Below are 19,089 nucleotides of genomic sequence, written 5' to 3' on the forward strand. Positions count from 1 at the left end.
TTTCTATACAACGCCGCAGGAGAGACTCGCAATGGCTCAGCAGGTGAGTGGTCGCCAACCTCGCTATAAACGCATTTTGCTCAAACTTAGCGGCGAGGCCCTGATGGGTTCGGAAGAGTTTGGCATCGACCCGAAGGTCCTGGACCGCATGGCCCTGGAAGTCGGGCAGCTGGTCGGCATCGGCGTCGAGGTCGGCCTGGTGATCGGCGGGGGTAATCTGTTCCGCGGCGCTGCGCTGAGTGCCGCCGGCATGGACCGCGTCACCGGTGACCACATGGGCATGCTGGCCACGGTCATGAACGCCCTGGCCATGCGCGACGCCCTGGAGCGCTCGAACATCTCGGCCATCGTCATGTCGGCGATTTCCATGGTGGGCGTGACCGATCATTACGATCGCCGCAAAGCCAACCGTCAACTCAAGTCCGGCGATGTGGTAATTTTCTCCGCCGGTACGGGCAACCCGTTCTTCACCACCGACTCCGCAGCGTGCCTGCGTGCCATCGAGATCGATGCCGACGTGGTGCTGAAGGCGACCAAGGTCGATGGCGTCTACACTGCCGACCCGTTCAAGGATCCGCACGCGGAGAAGTTCGATCGCCTGACCTACGACGAGGTCCTCGATCGCAAGCTCGGCGTCATGGACCTGACCGCGATCTGCCTGTGCCGCGACCACAAGATGCCACTGCGTGTCTTCAACATGAACAAGCCTGGCGCCCTGCTGAACATCGTGGTGGGCGGCGCTGAAGGAACCCTGATCGAGGAAGGCCAAGCATGATCAACGACATCAAGAAAGACGCCCAGGACCGCATGGGCAAGTCCCTCGAAGCCCTGGGTCGCAACCTGGCGGCCATCCGTACCGGCCGTGCCCACCCCAGCATCCTGGACAGCGTCAAGGTCCCGGCCTGGGGGAGCGAGATGCCACTGAACCAGGTCGCCGCCGTCAGCGTCGAGGACGCGCGCACCCTGAAGATCGTCGCCCACGACAAGAACCTCAGTGCAGCGATTGAGAAGGCCATCCTGACCTCCGACCTGGGCCTGAACCCGTCCAGCGCCGGCACCACCATTCGCGTGCCGATGCCGGCCCTGACCGAGGAAACCCGCAAGGGCTACACCAAGCAGGCCAGCGGCGTCGCCGAGGATGCCAAGGTCGCCGTGCGCAACGTGCGTCGCGATGCCCTGGCCGACTTGAAGAAGCTGACCAAGGACAAGGAAATCAGCGAAGACGAAGAGCGTCGTGCCGCTGACGAGATCCAGAAGCTGACCGACAAGTACGTTGCCGAGGTCGATGCCGCCTTCAAAGCCAAGGAAAAGGACCTGATGGCCGTTTAAGGCCAGGGTTTTTCAATGGAAAAGACCAAGCCAGCGGCCCCGTCCTCGGTGCCGCGTCACGTCGCGATCATCATGGACGGCAACAACCGCTGGGCCAAGCGCCGCCTGCTGCCAGGCGTCGCCGGGCACAAGGCGGGTGTCGACGCCGTTCGCGCGGTCATCGAAGTCTGTGCCGAGGCCGGGGTCGAGGTGCTGACCCTGTTCGCCTTCTCCAGCGAGAACTGGCAGCGCCCCGCCGACGAGGTGGGGGCGCTGATGGAGCTGTTCTTCTCGGCCCTGCGCCGGGAGGCCCGACGCCTCAACGAGAACGGCATCTGCCTGCGCATCATCGGCGATCGCTCGCGCTTTCATCCCGAGCTGCAGCAGGCGATCCGCGAGGCCGAATCGCTGACGGCGGGCAACACCCGGTTCACCTTGCAGGTCGCCGCCAACTACGGTGGCCAGTGGGACATCGCCCAGGCCGCCCAGCGCCTGGCGCGCGAAGTCCAGGCCGGGCACCTGCGCCCGGAAGACATCACCCCAGGGTTGCTGCAGACCTGCCTGGTCACCGGCGACCTGCCGTTGCCGGACCTGTGCATCCGCACCGGTGGCGAGCACCGCATCAGCAACTTCCTGCTCTGGCAGCTGGCCTATGCCGAGCTGTACTTTTCCGACCTGTACTGGCCGGATTTCAAACACGACGCCATGCGCACCGCGCTGGCCGATTTCGCTTCGCGCCAGCGTCGTTTCGGTAAGACGAGCGAGCAGGTCGAACCTGGAGCTCGTGCCTAATGCTTAAACAACGCATCATCACCGCGCTGATCCTGCTGCCGATCGCCCTGGGCGGTTTCTTCCTGTTGCAGGGTGGGGACTTCGCCTTGTTCATCGGTCTGGTGGTGAGCCTGGGCGCCTGGGAGTGGGCACGCCTGGCCGGGCTCGAGGCGCAGCCCCTGCGACTTGCCTACGCGGCGGTCATCGCCGGCTCGCTGATGGTGCTGCACCTGATGCCGGACCTGGCACCCTGGGTACTGGGCGCGTCGGTGATCTGGTGGGGGGTGGCCACCTGGCTGGTGCTGACCTACCCGCGCAGCAGCGAACTGTGGGCCAGCGCGGCGTGCCGCCTGCTGATCGGCGTGCTGGTGCTGCTGCCTGCCTGGCAGGGGCTGATCCTGCTCAAGCACTGGTCGATGGGCAACTGGCTGATCCTTTCGGTGATGGTGCTGGTCTGGGCGGCGGACATCGGCGCCTACTTCTCCGGCCGGGCCTTCGGCAAGCGCAAGCTGGCGCCCCAGGTGAGCCCGGGCAAGAGCTGGGAAGGGGTCTACGGAGGGCTGGCGGTGAGCCTGGCGATCGTGGTGGCAGTCGGTCTGTACCGGGACTGGAGCCTGGGTCAGTTGCTGATCGGTGTGCTGGGCGGGGCGCTGGTGGTGATGGCGTCGGTGATCGGTGACCTGACCGAAAGCATGTTCAAGCGTCGCTCCGGCATCAAGGACAGCAGCAACCTGCTGCCAGGCCACGGTGGCGTGCTCGATCGCATCGACAGCCTGACGGCGGCCATTCCGCTGTTCGCCGTGCTGTTGTGGGCCGCCGAATGGGGTGTGATGTGAGTCGCGCGCAACGGGTCACCGTTCTCGGGGCCACCGGCTCCATCGGGCTGAGCACGCTGGACGTGATCGCCCGGCACCCCGAGCAGTATCAGGTCTTCGCCCTGAGCGGGTTCTCCCGCATCGACGAACTGCTCGCCCTGTGCGTGCGGCACCGTCCCGTCTGCGCCGTGGTGCCGGACGACACGGCAGCCGTGCAGTTGCGCCAGGGCCTGGCGGCGGCGCGTGTGGCCGTCGAGGTGCTGGTGGGCGAGGCCGGCCTGTGCCAGGTGGCCTCGGCACCGGAGGTCGACACGGTGATGGCGGCCATCGTCGGCGCCGCCGGGCTGCGACCGACCCTGGCGGCGGTCGAGGCGGGCAAGAAGGTGCTGCTGGCCAACAAGGAAGCGCTGGTGATGTCCGGTGCGCTGTTCATGCAGGCGGTCCAGCGCAGCGGCGCGGTCCTGCTGCCGATCGACAGCGAACACAACGCGATCTTCCAGTGCCTGCCTGCGGACTACGGCCGCGGTCTGGACGCCGTGGGTGTGCGCCGGATCCTGCTCACCGCATCGGGCGGACCGTTCCGTGCGCTGTCGGCCGAGGCCTTGCTCGACGTCACTCCCGAGCAGGCCTGTGCACACCCCAACTGGTCCATGGGGCGCAAGATCTCCGTGGATTCGGCGAGCATGATGAACAAGGGCCTGGAACTGATCGAGGCCTGCTGGTTGTTCGACGCGCCGCCCTCGAAGGTCGAGGTGGTGGTGCATCCGCAGAGCGTCATCCATTCGCTGGTCGACTATGTCGATGGGTCCGTGCTGGCCCAGCTCGGCAACCCGGACATGCGCACGCCCATCGCCCATGCGCTGGCGTGGCCCAAGCGAATCGACTCGGGCGTGGCGCCGCTGGACCTGTTCGCCATCGCGCGGCTGGATTTCGAGACGCCGGACGACCAGCGCTTCCCCTGCCTGCGCCTGGCGCGAGACGCGGCGCAAGCCGGTGGCAGTGCTCCGGCGACGCTCAATGCGGCCAACGAGATCGCCGTGGAGGCGTTTCTTCAGGGGCGTATCCGCTTTCCCGAGATCGCGCGTATCATTGCGCAGGTCCTCGAGCAGCAGCCCGTCGAGCCGGTGGCGTCGCTGGAGGCCGTGTTCGAAGCCGACCGGCGCGCCCGCGAGCTGTCGAGGCACTGGCTGGAGCGGCAGGGCCGATAAGGCCTTCACCGTGCGCTGACCTTGGCTGAACGCCTTCGGAGATTCCCATGACTGCGCTCTACATGATTGTCGGTACCCTGGTCGCCCTGGGCGTGCTGGTCACGTTCCACGAGTTCGGCCACTTCTGGGTGGCCCGCCGCTGCGGGGTGAAGGTGCTGCGCTTCTCGGTCGGCTTCGGCACGCCCCTGGTGCGCTGGCATGATCGCCAGGGCACCGAGTTCGTGATCGCCGCCATCCCGCTGGGTGGCTACGTGAAGATGCTCGACGAGCGCGAGGCGGCGGTGCCGCAGGCCCAGCTCGACCAGGCGTTCAACCGCAAGTCGGTGGGGCAGCGCATCGCCATCGTCGCAGCCGGGCCCATCGCCAACTTCCTGCTGGCCATCGTGTTCTTCTGGTTGCTGGCCATGCTCGGCAGCCAGCAGATTCGCCCGGTCATCGGCGCGGTCGAGCCGGGCAGCCTGGCAGCGCAGGCCGGCCTGCGCGACGGTCAGGAAATCGTGTCGGTCGATGGCGAGCCGACGACCGGCTGGTCGGCCGTGAACCTGCAGCTGGTCCGGCGCCTCGGCGAAACCGGCACCGTGCGCGTCGGTGTGCTCGAACCGGGCAGCAGTACCGAGTCGTCGCATGCGGTCACCTTGAAGGACTGGCTCAAGGGGGAGGGTGAGCCCGACCCGATCCAGTCCTTGGGGCTTCGCCCCTGGCGGCCGGCCATCGCGCCGGTGCTGGCCGAGCTCGACCCCAAGGGGCCTGCCGCCCAGGCCGGCCTCCAGACCGGCGATCGACTGCTGACGCTGGACGGCAAGGCGCTCGACGACTGGCAGCAGGTGGTCGACACGGTCCGCGGGCGTGCCGACAGCACGGTGCAGCTGCGTCTGGAGCGCGACGGTCAGGTCATCGAGCGCAGCATCACGCTGACGCACCGCGGCGAAGGCAGTGCGGCCGCCGGCTACCTGGGCGCGGGTGTGAAGGGCGGCCAGTGGCCTGCCGAGATGCTGCGCGAAGTCCGCTACGGGCCGCTGGACGCCGTCGGTCAAGGGCTGTCCAGGACCTGGTCGATGAGCGTGCTGACGCTCGAGTCGCTGAAGAAAATGCTGTTCGGCGAGCTCTCGGTAAAAAACTTGAGTGGACCGATAACCATTGCTAAAGTGGCGGGCGCTTCAGCCCAGTCCGGCGTCGGTGATTTCCTGAATTTCCTCGCCTACCTGAGCATAAGCCTGGGAGTTCTGAACCTGCTGCCCATTCCTGTGCTGGATGGGGGGCATTTGCTGTTCTACCTGATCGAGTGGACGCGCGGTCGTCCGCTCTCGGATCGGGTGCAAGGTTGGGGGGTCCAGATCGGAGTCAGTTTGGTCCTGGGGGTGATGCTACTCGCCCTGATCAACGATCTGGGTCGACTTTAACGCTACGCGCATTGCGAACCTGCCGCCCCCGTGCGGCAGGTTGTTTATTGCCAGTTGGAATAAAAGGACTTCATGAAACGTCTGCTGCTAACTGCGGTGCTTTCCGCATTGATGATCGCTGAAGTTCACGCCGAGTCCTTCACCATCTCCGATATTCGTGTCAATGGCCTGCAGCGGGTGTCCGCCGGCAGCGTGTTCGGCGCCTTGCCCCTGAACGTGGGCGACCAGGCCGACGATCGGCGCCTGGTGGACTCGACCCGTTCGCTGTTCCGGACCGGCTTCTTCCAGGACATCGAACTCAGCCGTGACGGCAACGTCCTGATCATCAACGTGGTCGAGCGCCCGTCGGTGGCGAGCATCGAGATCGAAGGCAACAAGGCCATCAGCACCGACGACCTGATGAAAGGGCTCAAGCAGTCCGGCCTGGCCGAGGGCGAGATCTTCCAGCGTGCCACGCTCGAAGGCGTGCGCAACGAGCTGCAGCGCCAGTACGTGGCCCAGGGCCGCTACTCGGCCGAGGTCAATGCCGAGGTCGTGCCAGAGCCCCGCAACCGCGTGGGCCTGAAGATCAAGATCAACGAAGGCGAAGTCGCGGCCATCCAGCACATCAACGTGGTCGGCAACACCGTGTTCGATGACGACGAGCTGAACAGCCTGTTCGAGCTGAAGACCACCAACTGGCTGTCGTTCATCCGCAACGACGACAAGTACGCCCGTGAAAAGCTCTCCGGTGACCTGGAGCGCCTGCGTTCCTACTACCTGGACCGCGGCTACATCAACATGGACATCGCTTCCACCCAGGTGTCCATCACGCCGGACAAGAAGCACGTCTACATCACCGTCAACATCAACGAAGGCGAGAAGTACAGCGTTCGCGACGTGAAGCTCTCGGGCGACCTCAAGCTGCCCGAAGACCAGGTCAAGTCGCTGCTGCTGGTGCAGCCGGGCCAGGTGTTCTCGCGCAAGGTGATGACCAGCACGTCCGAGCTGATCACCCGCCGCCTGGGCAACGAAGGCTACACCTTCGCCAACGTCAACGGCGTGCCGCAACCGAACGACCAGGACCACACCGTCGACATCACCTTCGTGGTGGATCCGGGCAAGCGTGCCTACGTCAACCGCATCAACTTCCGTGGCAACACCAAGACCGACGACGTGGTACTGCGTCGCGAGATGCGCCAGATGGAAGGCGGCTGGGCTTCGACCTACCTGATCGACCAGTCCAAGACCCGTCTGGAGCGTCTGGGCTTCTTCAAGGAAGCCAACGTCGAGACGCCGCCGGTGCCGGGCACCGACGACCAGGTCGACGTGAACTACAGCGTCGAGGAGCAGGCCTCCGGTTCGATCACCGCCAGCGTCGGCTTCGCCCAGAGCGCCGGCCTGATCCTGGGCGGCTCGATCAGCCAGAGCAACTTCCTCGGTACCGGCAACAAGGTCTCCATCGGCCTGAACCGCAGCGAATACCAGACCCGCTACAACTTCGGCTTCGTCGACCCCTACTGGACCGCCGACGGCGTGAGCCTGGGGTACAACGCCTTCTACCGCACCACCGACTACGACGACCTCGACGTCGACGTGGCCAGCTACGCGGTGGACAGCCTGGGCATGGGTGTCAACATCGGCTACCCGATCAGCGAGACCTCGCGCCTGACCTATGGGTTGAGCGTGCAGCAGGACGAGATCAAGACCGGCAAATACACCGTGGAGGAGATCTTCGATTTCCTCGACAAGGAAGGCAAGGACTTCACCAACTTCAAGGCCTCGGTCGGCTGGTCGGAATCGACCCTGAACAAGGGCGTGCTGGCGACGCGTGGTCACTCCCAGAGCCTGACCTTCGAAACCACCATTCCCGGCAGCGACCTGTCGTTCTACAAGCTCGACTACCGTGGTCAGGTGTTCAAGCCGATCACCAACAACTACACCCTGCGTCTGCATACCGAGCTGGGGTATGGCGACGGTTATGGGTCGACCTCGGGCCTGCCGTTCTATGAGAACTACTACGCCGGTGGCTTCAACTCGGTGCGTGGTTTCAAGGACAATACGCTGGGTCCGCGCAGCACACCGAGTCAAGGCAACAAGGATCGCGGAACGCTCAAAGACCCAGACCAGGATCCACTGGCCTTCGGCGGCAACGTCCTCGTCCAGGGCGGCGCCGAACTGCTCTTCCCGCTGCCCTTCGTCAAGGACCAGCGTTCGCTGCGCACCTCGGTCTTCTGGGACGTGGGTAACGTGTTCGACACCAACTGCGATTCCAAGCGCAACTGTCCGAGCGTCGGCTTCGGCGACATGGCCAGTTCGGTCGGTCTGGGCGTGACCTGGATCACCGCCCTCGGCCCGCTAAGCTTCAGCCTGGCGATGCCGATCAAGAAGCCGGATGATGCCGAAACCCAAGTGTTCCAATTCTCCCTGGGCCAGACCTTCTAAGGTCTGACCCGAGCTCAACGACAACGGATCTTGCAGGAGTACACCGTGCGCAACCTGTTCAAACTGGCCATCGTGGCCGCGGCGCTGGTCGCCACCCCGGCCTTCGCCGAAATGAAAGTCGCCGTGCTGAACTATCAGATGGCCCTGCTCGAATCCGATGCCGCCAAGAAGTACGCGGTCGATGCCGAGAAGAAGTTCGGCCCGCAGCTGACCAAGCTCAAGAGCCTGGAAAGCAGCGCCAAGGGCATCCAGGACCGCATCATCAAGGGCGGCGACAAGATGCCGCAGCCCGAGCGTGAGCGCCTGGAGCTCGAGTTCAAGCAGAAGGCCCGCGACTTCCAGTTCCAGTCCAAGGAGCTGAACGAAGCCAAGGCCGTCGCCGACCGTGACATGCTCAAGCAGCTCAAGCCCAAGCTCGACGGCGCGGTCGAGGAAGTGATCAAGAAGGGCGGTTTCGACCTGGTGCTCGAGCGCGGCGCGGTCATCGATGTCAAACCTCAGTACGACATCACCCGCCAAGTCATCGAGCGCATGAACCAAGCCCGTTGACCATGAGCGCGACCATCACACTCGGCCAACTGGCCGAGACCCTCGGCGCCACCTTGCAGGGCGCCGAGTCCGTAGCGATCACCGGGCTGGCCACCTTGCAGGAGGCCGGCCCCGGTCAGTTGAGCTTTCTCGCCAATCCGCAGTACCGCAAGTACCTCGACGGCTCGACGGCCTCGGCGGTGTTGCTCAAGGCGGCCGATGCCGAAGGCTTCCAGGGCAATGCGTTGATCGTCGCCGATCCGTACCTGGCCTACGCGCGCATCTCGCACCTGTTCGACCCCAAGCCCAAGGCGGCGGCCGGGGTCCATCCCACCGCCGTGGTGGCCGATGATGCCCACGTGGACCCCACGGCCAGCATCGGCCCGTTCGTGGTGATCGAGGCGGGCGCCAGCATCGGCCCGGCGGTGACTCTCGGCGCGCATTGCGTGATCGGTGCGCGCTGCGTGATCGGCGAAGGCGGCTGGCTGGCGCCCCGGGTCACGCTGTACCACGATGTGATCATCGGCAAGCGGGTGGTGATCCAGTCCGGCGCCGTGCTCGGCGGCGAGGGCTTCGGCTTCGCCAACGAGAAAGGCGTGTGGCGCAAGATCGCCCAGATCGGCGGCGTCAGGCTCGGTGACGACGTGGAGGTGGGGGTCAACACCGCCATCGACCGTGGCGCGCTGTCCGACACCGTGATCGGGGACGGGGTCAAGCTCGACAACCAGATCCAGATCGCCCACAACGTCCAGGTCGGCGACCACACGGCCATGGCCGCCTGTGTCGGCATCTCGGGCAGCACTCGCATCGGCAAGCACTGCACCATCGCCGGCGGCGTGGGCATGGTCGGCCACATCGACGTGTGCGACAACGTATTCGTCTCCGGCATGACCATGGTGACCCGCTCGATCACCGAGCCAGGGGCCTATTCGTCGGGCACTGCCATGCAGCCGTTGGCCGACTGGCGCAAGAGCGCGGCACGCATTCGTCAGCTCGACGACATGTCCAAGCGTCTCGCCCAGCTGGAAAAACGCGTCGTCGCCGTGACCTCGGACGGACAGCCACCATCAGAAGGCTGATAACATTTTCCGAGCAAGCGTGAACCGTGGCTCGCTGGCTCCTCTCTGGCATTGCATGAGGGGCGTGTGGTCAGCACCTGCGCTCCTTATTATTACTACAGGCTTCCCCCGAAATGATGGACATCAACGAGATTCGCGAATACTTGCCTCACCGTTACCCGTTCCTGCTGGTGGACCGTGTGACGGAGCTGGATTTCGAGGCCCAGAGCATTCGTGCCTACAAGAATGTCAGCATCAACGAGCCCTTCTTCAACGGTCACTTCCCGGCGCACCCGATCATGCCGGGCGTGCTGATCATCGAGGCGATGGCCCAGGCGGCCGGCATCCTGGGGTTCAAGATGCTCGACGCCAAGCCGGCCGACGGCACGCTCTATTATTTCGTGGGCTCCGATAACCTGCGCTTCCGCCAGCCCGTGCTGCCGGGCGACCAGTTGATCCTGGAAGCGAAATTCCTCAGCCGCAAGCGGCAGATCTGGAAGTTCGAGTGCCAGGCCACGGTCGACGGCAAGCCGGTGTGCTCGGCCCAGATCATCTGCGCGGAACGCGCGCTGTGAGTTTGATCGACCCACGGGCAATCATCGACCCCTCGGCCGTGCTGGCCGAAGGCGTCGAGGTCGGGCCCTGGTCGATCGTCGGGCCCGGTGTCGAGATCGGCGAGGGCACCGTCATCGGTCCTCACGTGGTGCTCAAGGGCCCTACGGTGATCGGCAGGCACAACCGGATCTACCAGTTCTCGTCCATTGGCGAAGACACCCCCGACCTGAAGTACAACGGCGAGCCGACGCGCCTGGTGATCGGCGACCACAACGTGATCCGCGAAGGCGTCACGTTGCACCGCGGTACCGTGCAGGACCGGGGCGAGACCACCATCGGCGACCACAACCTGATCATGGCCTACGCCCACATCGGGCATGACAGCGTGATCGGCAACCACTGCATCCTGGTCAACAACACCGCGTTGGCCGGGCATGTCCATGTGGGCGACTGGGCGATCCTCTCCGGCTACACCCTGGTGCACCAGCATTGCCGCATCGGTGCGCACAGCTTCTCGGGCATGGGCACTGCCATTGGCAAGGACGTCCCGGCCTTCGTCACGGTGTTCGGCAGCCCGGCCGAGGCCCGTAGCATGAACTTCGAAGGCATGCGCCGTCGTGGGTTCGGCGAAGACGTGATCCACGCCCTACGCCGCGCCTACAAGATCGTCTACCGCCAGGGCCTGGGGGTCGAAGAGGCGCTCAACGAACTGGACCCGCTGGCGACCCAGTTCGCCGAAGTCGAGCTGTTCCGCCAGTCCATCCTGACCTCCGCCCGCGGCATCACGCGCTGACATGGCCCAGCTCTGCATTGCGTTGGTCGCTGGCGAGGCGAGCGGCGACATCCTCGGTTCCGGCTTGATGCGCGCCCTCAAGGCGCGCCACCCGGACGTGCGCTTCATCGGCGTGGGCGGCCCCTTGATGGAGGCCGAAGGCCTGGTCTCGATCTTTCCCATGGAGCGCCTGGCGGTCATGGGCCTGGTCGAAGTGCTTGGGCGCCTGCGCGAGCTGCTCAAACGGCGCAAGGCGCTGGTCGCCGACTTCATCGCCCAGCGACCGGACGTGTTCATCGGCATCGACGCGCCGGACTTCAACCTCGACATCGAGCTCAAGCTGCGCCGGGCCGGAATCAAGACGGTGCACTATGTCAGCCCGTCGGTCTGGGCCTGGCGGCAGAAGCGGGTGCTGAAGATCCGCGAAGGCTGCGACCTCATGCTCACGCTGCTGCCGTTCGAGGCGCGCTTCTACGAAGAGCAGGGCGTACCGGTGCGTTTCGTCGGGCATCCGCTGGCCGACACCATCGCCCTGAGCGCCGATCGCCAGGCTGCGCGAGCGCAACTCGGCCTGGGCGACGGGCCGGTGGTGGCCTTGATGCCCGGCAGCCGGGGCGGGGAGGTCGGTCGGCTCGGTGCGTTGTTCCTGGACACCGCGCGTCTGCTGGTCGAGCAGGTGCCGAACCTGCGTTTCGTGGTGCCCTGCGCCAATGCCGCCCGCCGTGCCCAGCTCGAGCAGATGCTCGCCGGGCGCGAATTGCCGGTGGCACTGCTGGACGGTCGTTCGCACCAGGCGCTCGCCGCCTGCGACGCGGTGCTGATCGCCTCCGGTACCGCCACGCTCGAGGCCTTGCTGTACAAGCGCCCCATGGTGGTGGCCTACCGCTTGTCGCCGGTGACGTTCTGGATCCTCAAGCGGATGGTCAAGAGCCCGTACGTGTCGCTGCCCAACCTGCTGGCCCAGCGCATGCTGGTGCCGGAGCTGCTGCAGGACGCCGCCACCGAACAGGCGCTGGCGCACGCCCTGCTGCCGCTGCTGGCCGACGGTCGCGGGCAGACCGAACACTTCGAACAGATTCACCACAGCCTGCGCCGCGATGCCTCCAATCAGGCGGCCGACGCGGTGCTGGCCCTGGTCGAGGAGCGATAGATGCAACTGGGACTGGATTTCACCCTGGTCGAAGAGCTGGTCGCCGGGGTCGATGAAGTCGGCCGCGGGCCACTGTGCGGCGCCGTGGTCACCGCTGCAGTGATTCTCGACCCTTCGCGCCCGATCGCCGGGCTGAACGACTCGAAGAAGCTCACCGAAGCCAAGCGTGAGCGGCTGTTCGACGAAATCTGCGAAAAGGCCCTGAGCTTCTGCATCGCCCGGGCCGAGGTCGAGGAAATCGACCGCCTGAACATTCTGCAGGCCACGATGCTGGCCATGCAGCGTGCAGTCGAGGGGCTTCACCTGACCCCGCGCCTGGCGTTGATCGACGGCAATCGCTGCCCGACCCTGGCGGTGCCCTCGGCCCCGGTGATCCAGGGGGATGCCAAGGTCCCGGCGATCGCGGCGGCGTCCATCCTGGCCAAGGTCAGCCGTGACCGCGAGATGAGCGCCTTCGAGCTGATCTATCCAGGCTACGGCATCGGCGGCCACAAGGGCTACCCGACGCCGGTGCACCTGGAAGCCTTGGCCCGCCTGGGCCCGACCCCGATCCATCGACGCTCGTTCGCCCCGGTGCGCGCGGCTTGGGAAGCGCACGGCGCGCTGGCCGGCTCATTGCTCTGAACCCCGCATGCGCGCGGTCGTCGGGCCGTGTCGATCGACCCTTCCGTGCGCCGGGCCAAGGACGTGGCCTTACGGTACAATCGCGCCTCTGTCGTTGCGCCCAGCCATAGGAACATCCATGTCGGTCTCCTTCGTTCACCTTCGTGTGCACTCCGAATACTCGCTGGTCGATGGCCTGGTGCGGATCAAACCGCTGGCCAAGGTCCTCGCCGGGATGAACATGCCGGCGGTGGCCATCACCGACCAGAGCAACATGTGCTCGCTGGTGAAGTTCTACAAGAGCGCCATGGGCGCGGGGATCAAGCCGATCTGCGGGGCGGACCTGTGGCTGGCCGGTGCCGAGGCCGACGCGCCGCTGTCGCGCATCTGCTTTCTGGCCATGGACGCCCAGGGATACCGCAACCTGACCGAGCTGATCTCCCGTGGCTGGATGGAAGGCCAGCGCAACGGCCTGGTGGTCATCCAGCGCGACTGGATCGCCGCCGCCTGCGACGGCCTGATCGGGCTGTCCGCCGCGCGCGAAGGGGACATCGGCAAGGCCCTGCTCAATGGCCATGGCGAGGAGGCCGAACGCCTGCTGCGCGACTGGATGCAGATGCTGCCGGGGCGTTTCTACGTCGAGGTGCAGCGCACCGGGCGCCCTGGCGACGAAGAGCACCTGCACGCTGCGGTGGCCCTGGCCGATCGGCTGAGCGCGCCGCTGGTGGCGACCAACGATGTGCGCTTCATCAAGCAGTCCGATTTCGATGCGCACGAGACCCGCGTCTGCATCGGCGAGGGCTGGACCCTGGACGACCCCCGTCGGCCACGCCTGTACAGCGACCAGCAGTACCTCAAGAGCCCGGACGAGATGGCCGAGCTGTTCAGCGACCTGCCCGAGGCACTGGCCAATACCGTCGAGATCGCCAAGCGCTGCAACATCCAGGTGCAGCTGGGCAAGCACTTCCTGCCCGATTTCCCCACGCCCAACGGCATGGGCATCGACGACTACCTGCGACACGTCTCGCACGAAGGGCTGGAGGAGCGCCTGACGGTGATCCTGCCCAAGGACAGCACGCCGGACTACGAGGCGCGTCGCCAGGTCTACCTGGACCGCCTGAAGTTCGAGCTGGACATCATCATCCAGATGGGCTTCCCCGGCTACTTCCTGATCGTCATGGACTTCATCAAGTGGGCCAAGAACAACGACGTGCCGGTGGGCCCTGGTCGAGGCTCGGGTGCAGGCTCCCTGGTGGCCTACGTGCTGAAGATCACCGACCTCGACCCGCTGGCCTATGACCTGCTGTTCGAGCGATTCCTCAACCCCGAGCGGGTCTCGATGCCCGACTTCGACGTCGACTTCTGCATGGACGGCCGCGACCGGGTGATCGAGTACGTGGCCGACGCCTACGGGCGCAACGCCGTGAGCCAGATCATCACCTTCGGCACCATGGCGGCCAAGGCCGTGGTGCGCGACGTGGCGCGGGTGCAGGGCAAGTCCTACGGCCTGGCCGATCGCCTGTCGAAGATGATCCCGTTCGAGGTCGGCATGACCTTGGAGAAGGCCTTCGAGCAGGAAGAGATGCTGCGCGACTTCCTCAAGAGCGACGAGGACGCACGCGAAATCTGGGACATGGCGCTCAAGCTCGAAGGCGTCACCCGCGGCACCGGCAAGCATGCCGGTGGCGTGGTGATCGCCCCGACCAAGCTGACCGACTTCTCGCCCATCGCCTGCGATGAAGAGGGCGGGGGGCTGGTGACCCAGTTCGACAAGGACGACGTCGAGGCGGCGGGGCTGGTGAAGTTCGACTTCCTCGGCCTGCGGACACTGACCATCATCAAATGGGCGATGGAGACCATCAACCGCGAGCAGGCCAAGCTGGGCCTGCCCGACGTGAACATCGACTTCATCCCGCTGGACGACAAGAAGACCTACGAGCTGTTGCAGAAGGCCGAGACCACGGCCGTGTTCCAGCTCGAATCGAGGGGCATGAAAGAGCTGATCAAGAAGCTCAAGCCCGACTGCCTGGAAGACCTCATCGCCCTGGTGGCGCTGTTCCGTCCAGGGCCGCTGCAATCGGGCATGGTCGACGACTTCATCAACCGCAAGCACGGCCGCGCCGAACTGGCCTACCCGCACCCCGACTACCAGTACGAAGGGCTGCAACCGGTGCTGGCACCGACCTACGGCATCATCCTGTACCAGGAACAGGTGATGCAGATCGCCCAGGTGATGGCCGGCTATACCCTCGGTGGCGCAGACATGCTGCGTCGCGCCATGGGCAAGAAGAAGCCCGAGGAAATGGCCAAGCAGCGCGGTGGCTTCATCGAAGGCTGCGCCAACAACAACATCGACGCCAATTTGGCGGGCAACATCTTCGACCTGGTGGAGAAGTTCGCCGGCTACGGCTTCAACAAGTCGCACTCGGCCGCCTACGGCCTGGTGTCGTACCAGACGGCCTGGCTCAAGACCCATCACCCGGCGCCGTTCATGGCTGCGGTGCTCTCGGCGGACATGCACAACACCGACAAGGTGGTGGTGCTGATCGAAGAGGTGCGCTGCATGAAGCTGCGCCTCGACGCCCCTGACGTGAACAATTCCGAGTTCAAGTTCACCGTCAATGACGACGGGCGCATCGTCTATGGCCTGGGCGCGATCAAGGGCGTCGGCGAAGGGCCGGTCGAGGCGATCGTCGAGGCGCGTGCCGAGGGCGGGCCGTTCAAGGACCTGTTCGATTTCTGTGCGCGGGTCGACCTCAAGCGCATCAACAAGCGCACCCTGGACGCGTTGATCCGCAGCGGGGCGCTGGACCGTCTCGGGCCGTTCTTCCATGACGAACTCAAGGCCTACCACGCCAACATCGACCGTAACCGCGCGATCCTGCTGTCGGCCCTGGAAGAGGCGATCAAGTCCGCCGAGCAGACCGCGCGCACCGCCGACAGTGGCCATGCCGACCTGTTCGGCGGGCTGTTCGTCGAGGCCGACGCCGATGTCTACGCCAACCACCGCAAGGTCCGTGAGCTGACCCTCAAGGAGCGCCTGCGGGGCGAGAAGGACACCCTGGGCCTGTACCTGACCGGCCACCCGATCGACGAATACGAAGGCGAGATCCGCCGTTTCGCCCGGCAGCGCATCGTCGACCTCAAGCCGTCCCGCGAGACCCAGACGGTCGCCGGGATGATCATCGCCCTGCGGGTGATGAAGAACAAGAAGGGCGACAAGATGGGCTTCGTCACCCTGGACGATCGCTCCGGGCGCATCGAGGCGTCGCTGTTCGCCGAGGCCTTCATGGCCGCGCAGGCCCTGTTGCAGAACGATGCGGTGGTGGTGGTCGAAGGCGAGGTCAGCAACGACGATTTTTCCGGTGGCCTGCGCCTGCGCGTAAAGCAGGTGATGACCATGGAAGACGCCCGCACCCGCCTGGCTGAAAGCCTGCGCCTGAAGGTCGCCCACGAGGCGCTCAGGGGCGACCGGCTGCACTGGCTGGGCGAACTGATCAATCGGCACCGCGGCGCCTGCCCGATCACCCTGGAGTACACCGGCAGCGATGCCAAGGCCATGGTGCAGTTCGGCGACAGCTGGACCATCGACCCTGGCGATGGGCTGATCCAGACGCTGCGTGACCAGTTCGGGCGTGAGAACGTCTTTTTGCAATACCGTTGAACGAACGCTTTTTTAATCTCGACCTGAATGCGCCCGATCCTTTAAGGTAGGGCGCCAAACGGATCAACCGGCCGGCCGCCTGGCCGTAGACCCAAGACGGATGACTATGAACCCGAATTTCCTGGATTTCGAACAGCCGATTGCCGACCTGCAAGCCAAGATCGAAGAGCTGCGCCTGGTCGGCAACGACAACTCGCTGAACATCGGCGATGAAATCGCCCGTCTGCAAGACAAGAGCAGCACCCTGACCGAAAGCATCTTCGGCAACCTGACCAGCTGGCAGATCGCCCGCCTGGCGCGTCACCCGCGTCGCCCCTATACCCTCGACTACATCCAGCACATCTTCGACGAGTTCGAGGAGCTGCACGGCGACCGTCACTTCTCCGACGACGCCGCGATCGTCGGCGGGACGGCGCGCCTGGACGGCAAGCCGGTCATGATCATCGGCCACCAGAAGGGCCGTGAAGTGCGCGAGAAGGTGCGTCGCAACTTCGGCATGCCGCGTCCGGAAGGCTACCGCAAGGCCTGCCGCCTGATGGAGATGGCCGAGCGTTTCAAGATGCCGATCCTGACCTTCATCGACACCCCGGGCGCCTACCCGGGCATCGACGCCGAAGAGCGCAACCAGAGCGAGGCGATCGCCTGGAACCTGCGGGTCATGGCACGGCTCAAGACCCCGATCATCGCCACCGTGATCGGTGAAGGCGGTTCGGGCGGCGCGCTGGCCATCGGCGTGTGCGACCAGCTGAACATGCTCCAGTACTCCACCTATTCGGTGATCTCGCCGGAGGGTTGCGCGTCGATCCTCTGGAAGACCGCCGACAAGGCGCCGGATGCCGCCGAAGCCATGGGCATCACGGCCGAGCGCCTGAAGAGCCTGAACATCGTCGACAAGGTCATCAGCGAGCCGCTGGGCGGCGCCCACCGTGACCCGGCCGCGATGTCAGCCAACCTCCGTGCCGAGCTCAACGAGCAGCTGGAGATGCTGAGCACGTTCGACCGGGACGCGCTGCTGGCACGTCGTTACGACCGGCTGATGAGCTACGGCGTCTAAAAATCGCCGGCTTGCCGGTGAGCAGGGCAGTGGGTGGGCTGGCGCCATCGTTGATCGATTGCCAAGGTCACTCACCCCTGGCCACGCCGCAGTAAGCCCGACTGTCACAGACCTTGTGGGAGATTCTATGGTTTCTGCCAAGTGCGATGTGGGCCCTGCCGAGCCCAATCGCGGCACGGGGCCGCTCCTGCACCTGTAGCCGCACCGCGATGAAGCAGAGTATTGCGGTCCATGTGGGAGCGGGCTTGCCCGCGATAGCGTCGGGTCCGTCAGCGCCTGCATCGCGGGCAAGCCCGCTCCCACAAAAGGCTGCCACAAAAGACGGCGTCGGCCCATCGGGAACACGACCGGTCGCCGGTCGAGGACTTTCTTCGATGCTCGATCTTTCCAAGGCGCTCACCCCTTGGCTCACGGCCCCCACCTGGTACGTGGCCTTTTCCGGCGGCCTCGATTCCACCGTCCTGCTCCACCTGCTGACCTTGCAGCGCACCCAACGGCCCATGCCCCCGATCCGCGCGCTGCACATCCATCATGGGCTGCAACCTGCCGCCGACGCCTGGCCTGAGCAGTGTCGGCGCGTGTGCGAGCGCCTGGGCGTGCCCCTGGAGGTCGTGCACGTGCGTGTCGCGCCGGGCGCCAGCCTCGAACAGGCCGCGCGCAGCGCGCGCTATGCGGCCTTCGCCGAGGTGCTCGGTCCGGGCGACGTGCTGTTCACCGGGCAGCATCAGAACGATCAGGCCGAAACCCTGCTGTTCCGTCTGCTTCGTGGGGCAGGCGTGCGTGGCCTGGCTGGGATGCCCCGGCAGCGCCCGCTGGGGGCCGGTACCCTGGTGCGCCCGCTGCTCGATCGGGCGCGGGCCGAGTTGTTCGCCCATGCCACCGACGCCGGTCTGCCGTGGATCGAAGATCCCTCCAACGACGACATCGCGTTCGATCGCAATTTCCTGCGGGCCCAGGTCCTGCCTCTGATGGAGCAGCGTTGGCCACGGGCAAGCCTGAGCCTGGCCCGCAGTGCCGATCACCTGGGCGAAGCGCTCGACCTGCTGAGCGAGGTCGCCTGCGACGATGTGCAGCAGGCCTGCCAGGGCCACCCGGCAGACTGGCCGGGGCTCGACTCGCTGGACCTGCGCGTGCTGGCCGGGCTGTCCGATGCCCGTCAACGCAATGCCTTGCGCCACTGGCTGGCGACGCGCACGCGTCTGCCGGACAGTCGCCACTGGGCCGGCTGGCGGACGTTGCGCGAGGCTGCCGAAGACGCCACGCCGATCTGGCGCCTGGCCGATGGGCAGGTGCGGCGTGCCTTCGGACGCCTCTGGTGGGTGTCGGGGCCGTGGCTGGAGACGCTGCAGGGGAGCGTTGAATGGCCGCAGCCAGCCGCTTCGCTGGCGCTGCCGGGCAATGGCCACGTCAGCCTGCAAGGGTGCATGCCCCCGGGCCGGCTGCGCATCGCCTACCGGCAGGGCGGGGAGCGTCTGACCGTCGCCGGCCGTGGGCAGCGTGACCTCAAGCGGCTGCTCAACGAGGCGCGCGTGCCACCGTTCGTCCGCTGCCGCCTGCCCTTGCTCTACGCCGACGACCGCCTGCTGGCGGTGGCGAACCTGCCGGCCCTGGGCCAAGGCGAGTGGCGACTGCACTGGCAGCCGCCAAGCTGCGCGCAGCGTTTGAGCTGAAAGGTACATTCCGGTAGACTACCCTCCCTTCTTGATACAACTTCTGTGGCTTCTTCGAAAACACAGGGGTTGCCGATTACCAAGCAGTTCTTTGCTGGGCGATTCCAGA

16 protein-coding genes are annotated in these 19,089 nt (G+C 65.6%); all 16 read left to right on the forward strand.

Annotated elements, in window-relative coordinates; genetic code table 11:
- Nucleotides 1-31 precede the first annotated feature (31 nt).
- Nucleotides 32-775 carry a UMP kinase gene (gene pyrH, locus G7Z99_RS11610; RefSeq protein ID WP_060392842.1) on the forward strand — a complete coding sequence of 248 codons (744 nt, stop codon included), beginning with the start codon at nt 32-34 and terminating at the stop codon, nt 773-775.
- Nucleotides 772-1,329 carry a ribosome recycling factor gene (frr, locus tag G7Z99_RS11615; RefSeq protein ID WP_181093940.1) on the forward strand — a complete coding sequence of 186 codons (558 nt, stop codon included), beginning with the start codon at nt 772-774 and terminating at the stop codon, nt 1,327-1,329. The genes pyrH and frr overlap by 4 nt, the downstream gene beginning before the upstream one ends.
- Nucleotides 1,330-1,344: 15 nt before the next feature.
- Nucleotides 1,345-2,100 (forward strand): polyprenyl diphosphate synthase, encoded by a 756-nt coding sequence (uppS, locus tag G7Z99_RS11620; RefSeq protein ID WP_181093942.1) that lies wholly within the window; start codon nt 1,345-1,347, stop codon nt 2,098-2,100.
- Nucleotides 2,100-2,915 carry a phosphatidate cytidylyltransferase gene (locus G7Z99_RS11625; RefSeq protein WP_181093944.1) on the forward strand — a complete coding sequence of 272 codons (816 nt, stop codon included), beginning with the start codon at nt 2,100-2,102 and terminating at the stop codon, nt 2,913-2,915. The genes uppS and G7Z99_RS11625 overlap by 1 nt, the downstream gene beginning before the upstream one ends.
- Nucleotides 2,912-4,102 carry a 1-deoxy-D-xylulose-5-phosphate reductoisomerase gene (ispC, locus tag G7Z99_RS11630; RefSeq protein ID WP_181093946.1) on the forward strand — a complete coding sequence of 397 codons (1,191 nt, stop codon included), beginning with the start codon at nt 2,912-2,914 and terminating at the stop codon, nt 4,100-4,102. The genes G7Z99_RS11625 and ispC overlap by 4 nt, the downstream gene beginning before the upstream one ends.
- A gap of 47 nt (nt 4,103-4,149) precedes the next feature.
- Complete coding sequence (rseP, locus tag G7Z99_RS11635) at nt 4,150-5,502, forward strand: sigma E protease regulator RseP (RefSeq protein WP_181093948.1); 1,353 nt, start codon at nt 4,150-4,152, stop codon at nt 5,500-5,502.
- A gap of 72 nt (nt 5,503-5,574) precedes the next feature.
- Nucleotides 5,575-7,926, forward strand: coding sequence for an outer membrane protein assembly factor BamA (gene bamA / locus G7Z99_RS11640; RefSeq protein ID WP_181093950.1), 2,352 nt, complete (start codon nt 5,575-5,577; stop codon nt 7,924-7,926).
- Between the two features lie 111 nt (nt 7,927-8,037).
- A complete protein-coding gene (locus G7Z99_RS11645; RefSeq protein ID WP_369811827.1) occupies nt 8,038-8,475 on the forward strand; it encodes an OmpH family outer membrane protein in 438 nt (145 codons plus the stop codon).
- Nucleotides 8,476-8,477: 2 nt separating this feature from the next.
- Entirely contained in the window at nt 8,478-9,533 is a 1,056-nt protein-coding gene (gene lpxD, locus G7Z99_RS11650; protein WP_375139150.1) for a UDP-3-O-(3-hydroxymyristoyl)glucosamine N-acyltransferase, read from the forward strand.
- Between the two features lie 113 nt (nt 9,534-9,646).
- Nucleotides 9,647-10,087: a 3-hydroxyacyl-ACP dehydratase FabZ gene (gene fabZ / locus G7Z99_RS11655; protein WP_060392851.1), complete on the forward strand. Its 441-nt coding sequence runs from the start codon at nt 9,647-9,649 to the stop codon at nt 10,085-10,087.
- Nucleotides 10,084-10,860, forward strand: a complete 777-nt coding sequence (lpxA, locus tag G7Z99_RS11660; protein WP_181093954.1) for an acyl-ACP--UDP-N-acetylglucosamine O-acyltransferase — start codon at nt 10,084-10,086, stop codon at nt 10,858-10,860. The genes fabZ and lpxA overlap by 4 nt, the downstream gene beginning before the upstream one ends.
- 1 nt (nt 10,861) lies before the next feature.
- A complete protein-coding gene (lpxB, locus tag G7Z99_RS11665; RefSeq protein ID WP_181093957.1) occupies nt 10,862-11,989 on the forward strand; it encodes a lipid-A-disaccharide synthase in 1,128 nt (375 codons plus the stop codon).
- Complete coding sequence (gene rnhB, locus G7Z99_RS11670) at nt 11,990-12,613, forward strand: ribonuclease HII (protein ID WP_181093959.1); 624 nt, start codon at nt 11,990-11,992, stop codon at nt 12,611-12,613.
- Nucleotides 12,614-12,731: 118 nt separating this feature from the next.
- Nucleotides 12,732-16,256: a DNA polymerase III subunit alpha gene (gene dnaE, locus G7Z99_RS11675; RefSeq protein ID WP_181093961.1), complete on the forward strand. Its 3,525-nt coding sequence runs from the start codon at nt 12,732-12,734 to the stop codon at nt 16,254-16,256.
- A 106-nt stretch (nt 16,257-16,362) separates the two neighbouring features.
- Nucleotides 16,363-17,310, forward strand: a complete 948-nt coding sequence (locus G7Z99_RS11680; RefSeq protein ID WP_181093963.1) for an acetyl-CoA carboxylase carboxyltransferase subunit alpha — start codon at nt 16,363-16,365, stop codon at nt 17,308-17,310.
- 374 nt (nt 17,311-17,684) lie between these two features.
- A complete protein-coding gene (tilS, locus tag G7Z99_RS11685; protein ID WP_181093965.1) occupies nt 17,685-18,980 on the forward strand; it encodes a tRNA lysidine(34) synthetase TilS in 1,296 nt (431 codons plus the stop codon).
- Nucleotides 18,981-19,089: the final 109 nt, after the last annotated feature.

The organism is Pseudomonas entomophila (genome assembly GCF_013523165.1).
In the GTDB taxonomy this organism is placed as follows: Bacteria; Pseudomonadota; Gammaproteobacteria; order Pseudomonadales; family Pseudomonadaceae; genus Aquipseudomonas; species Aquipseudomonas entomophila_A.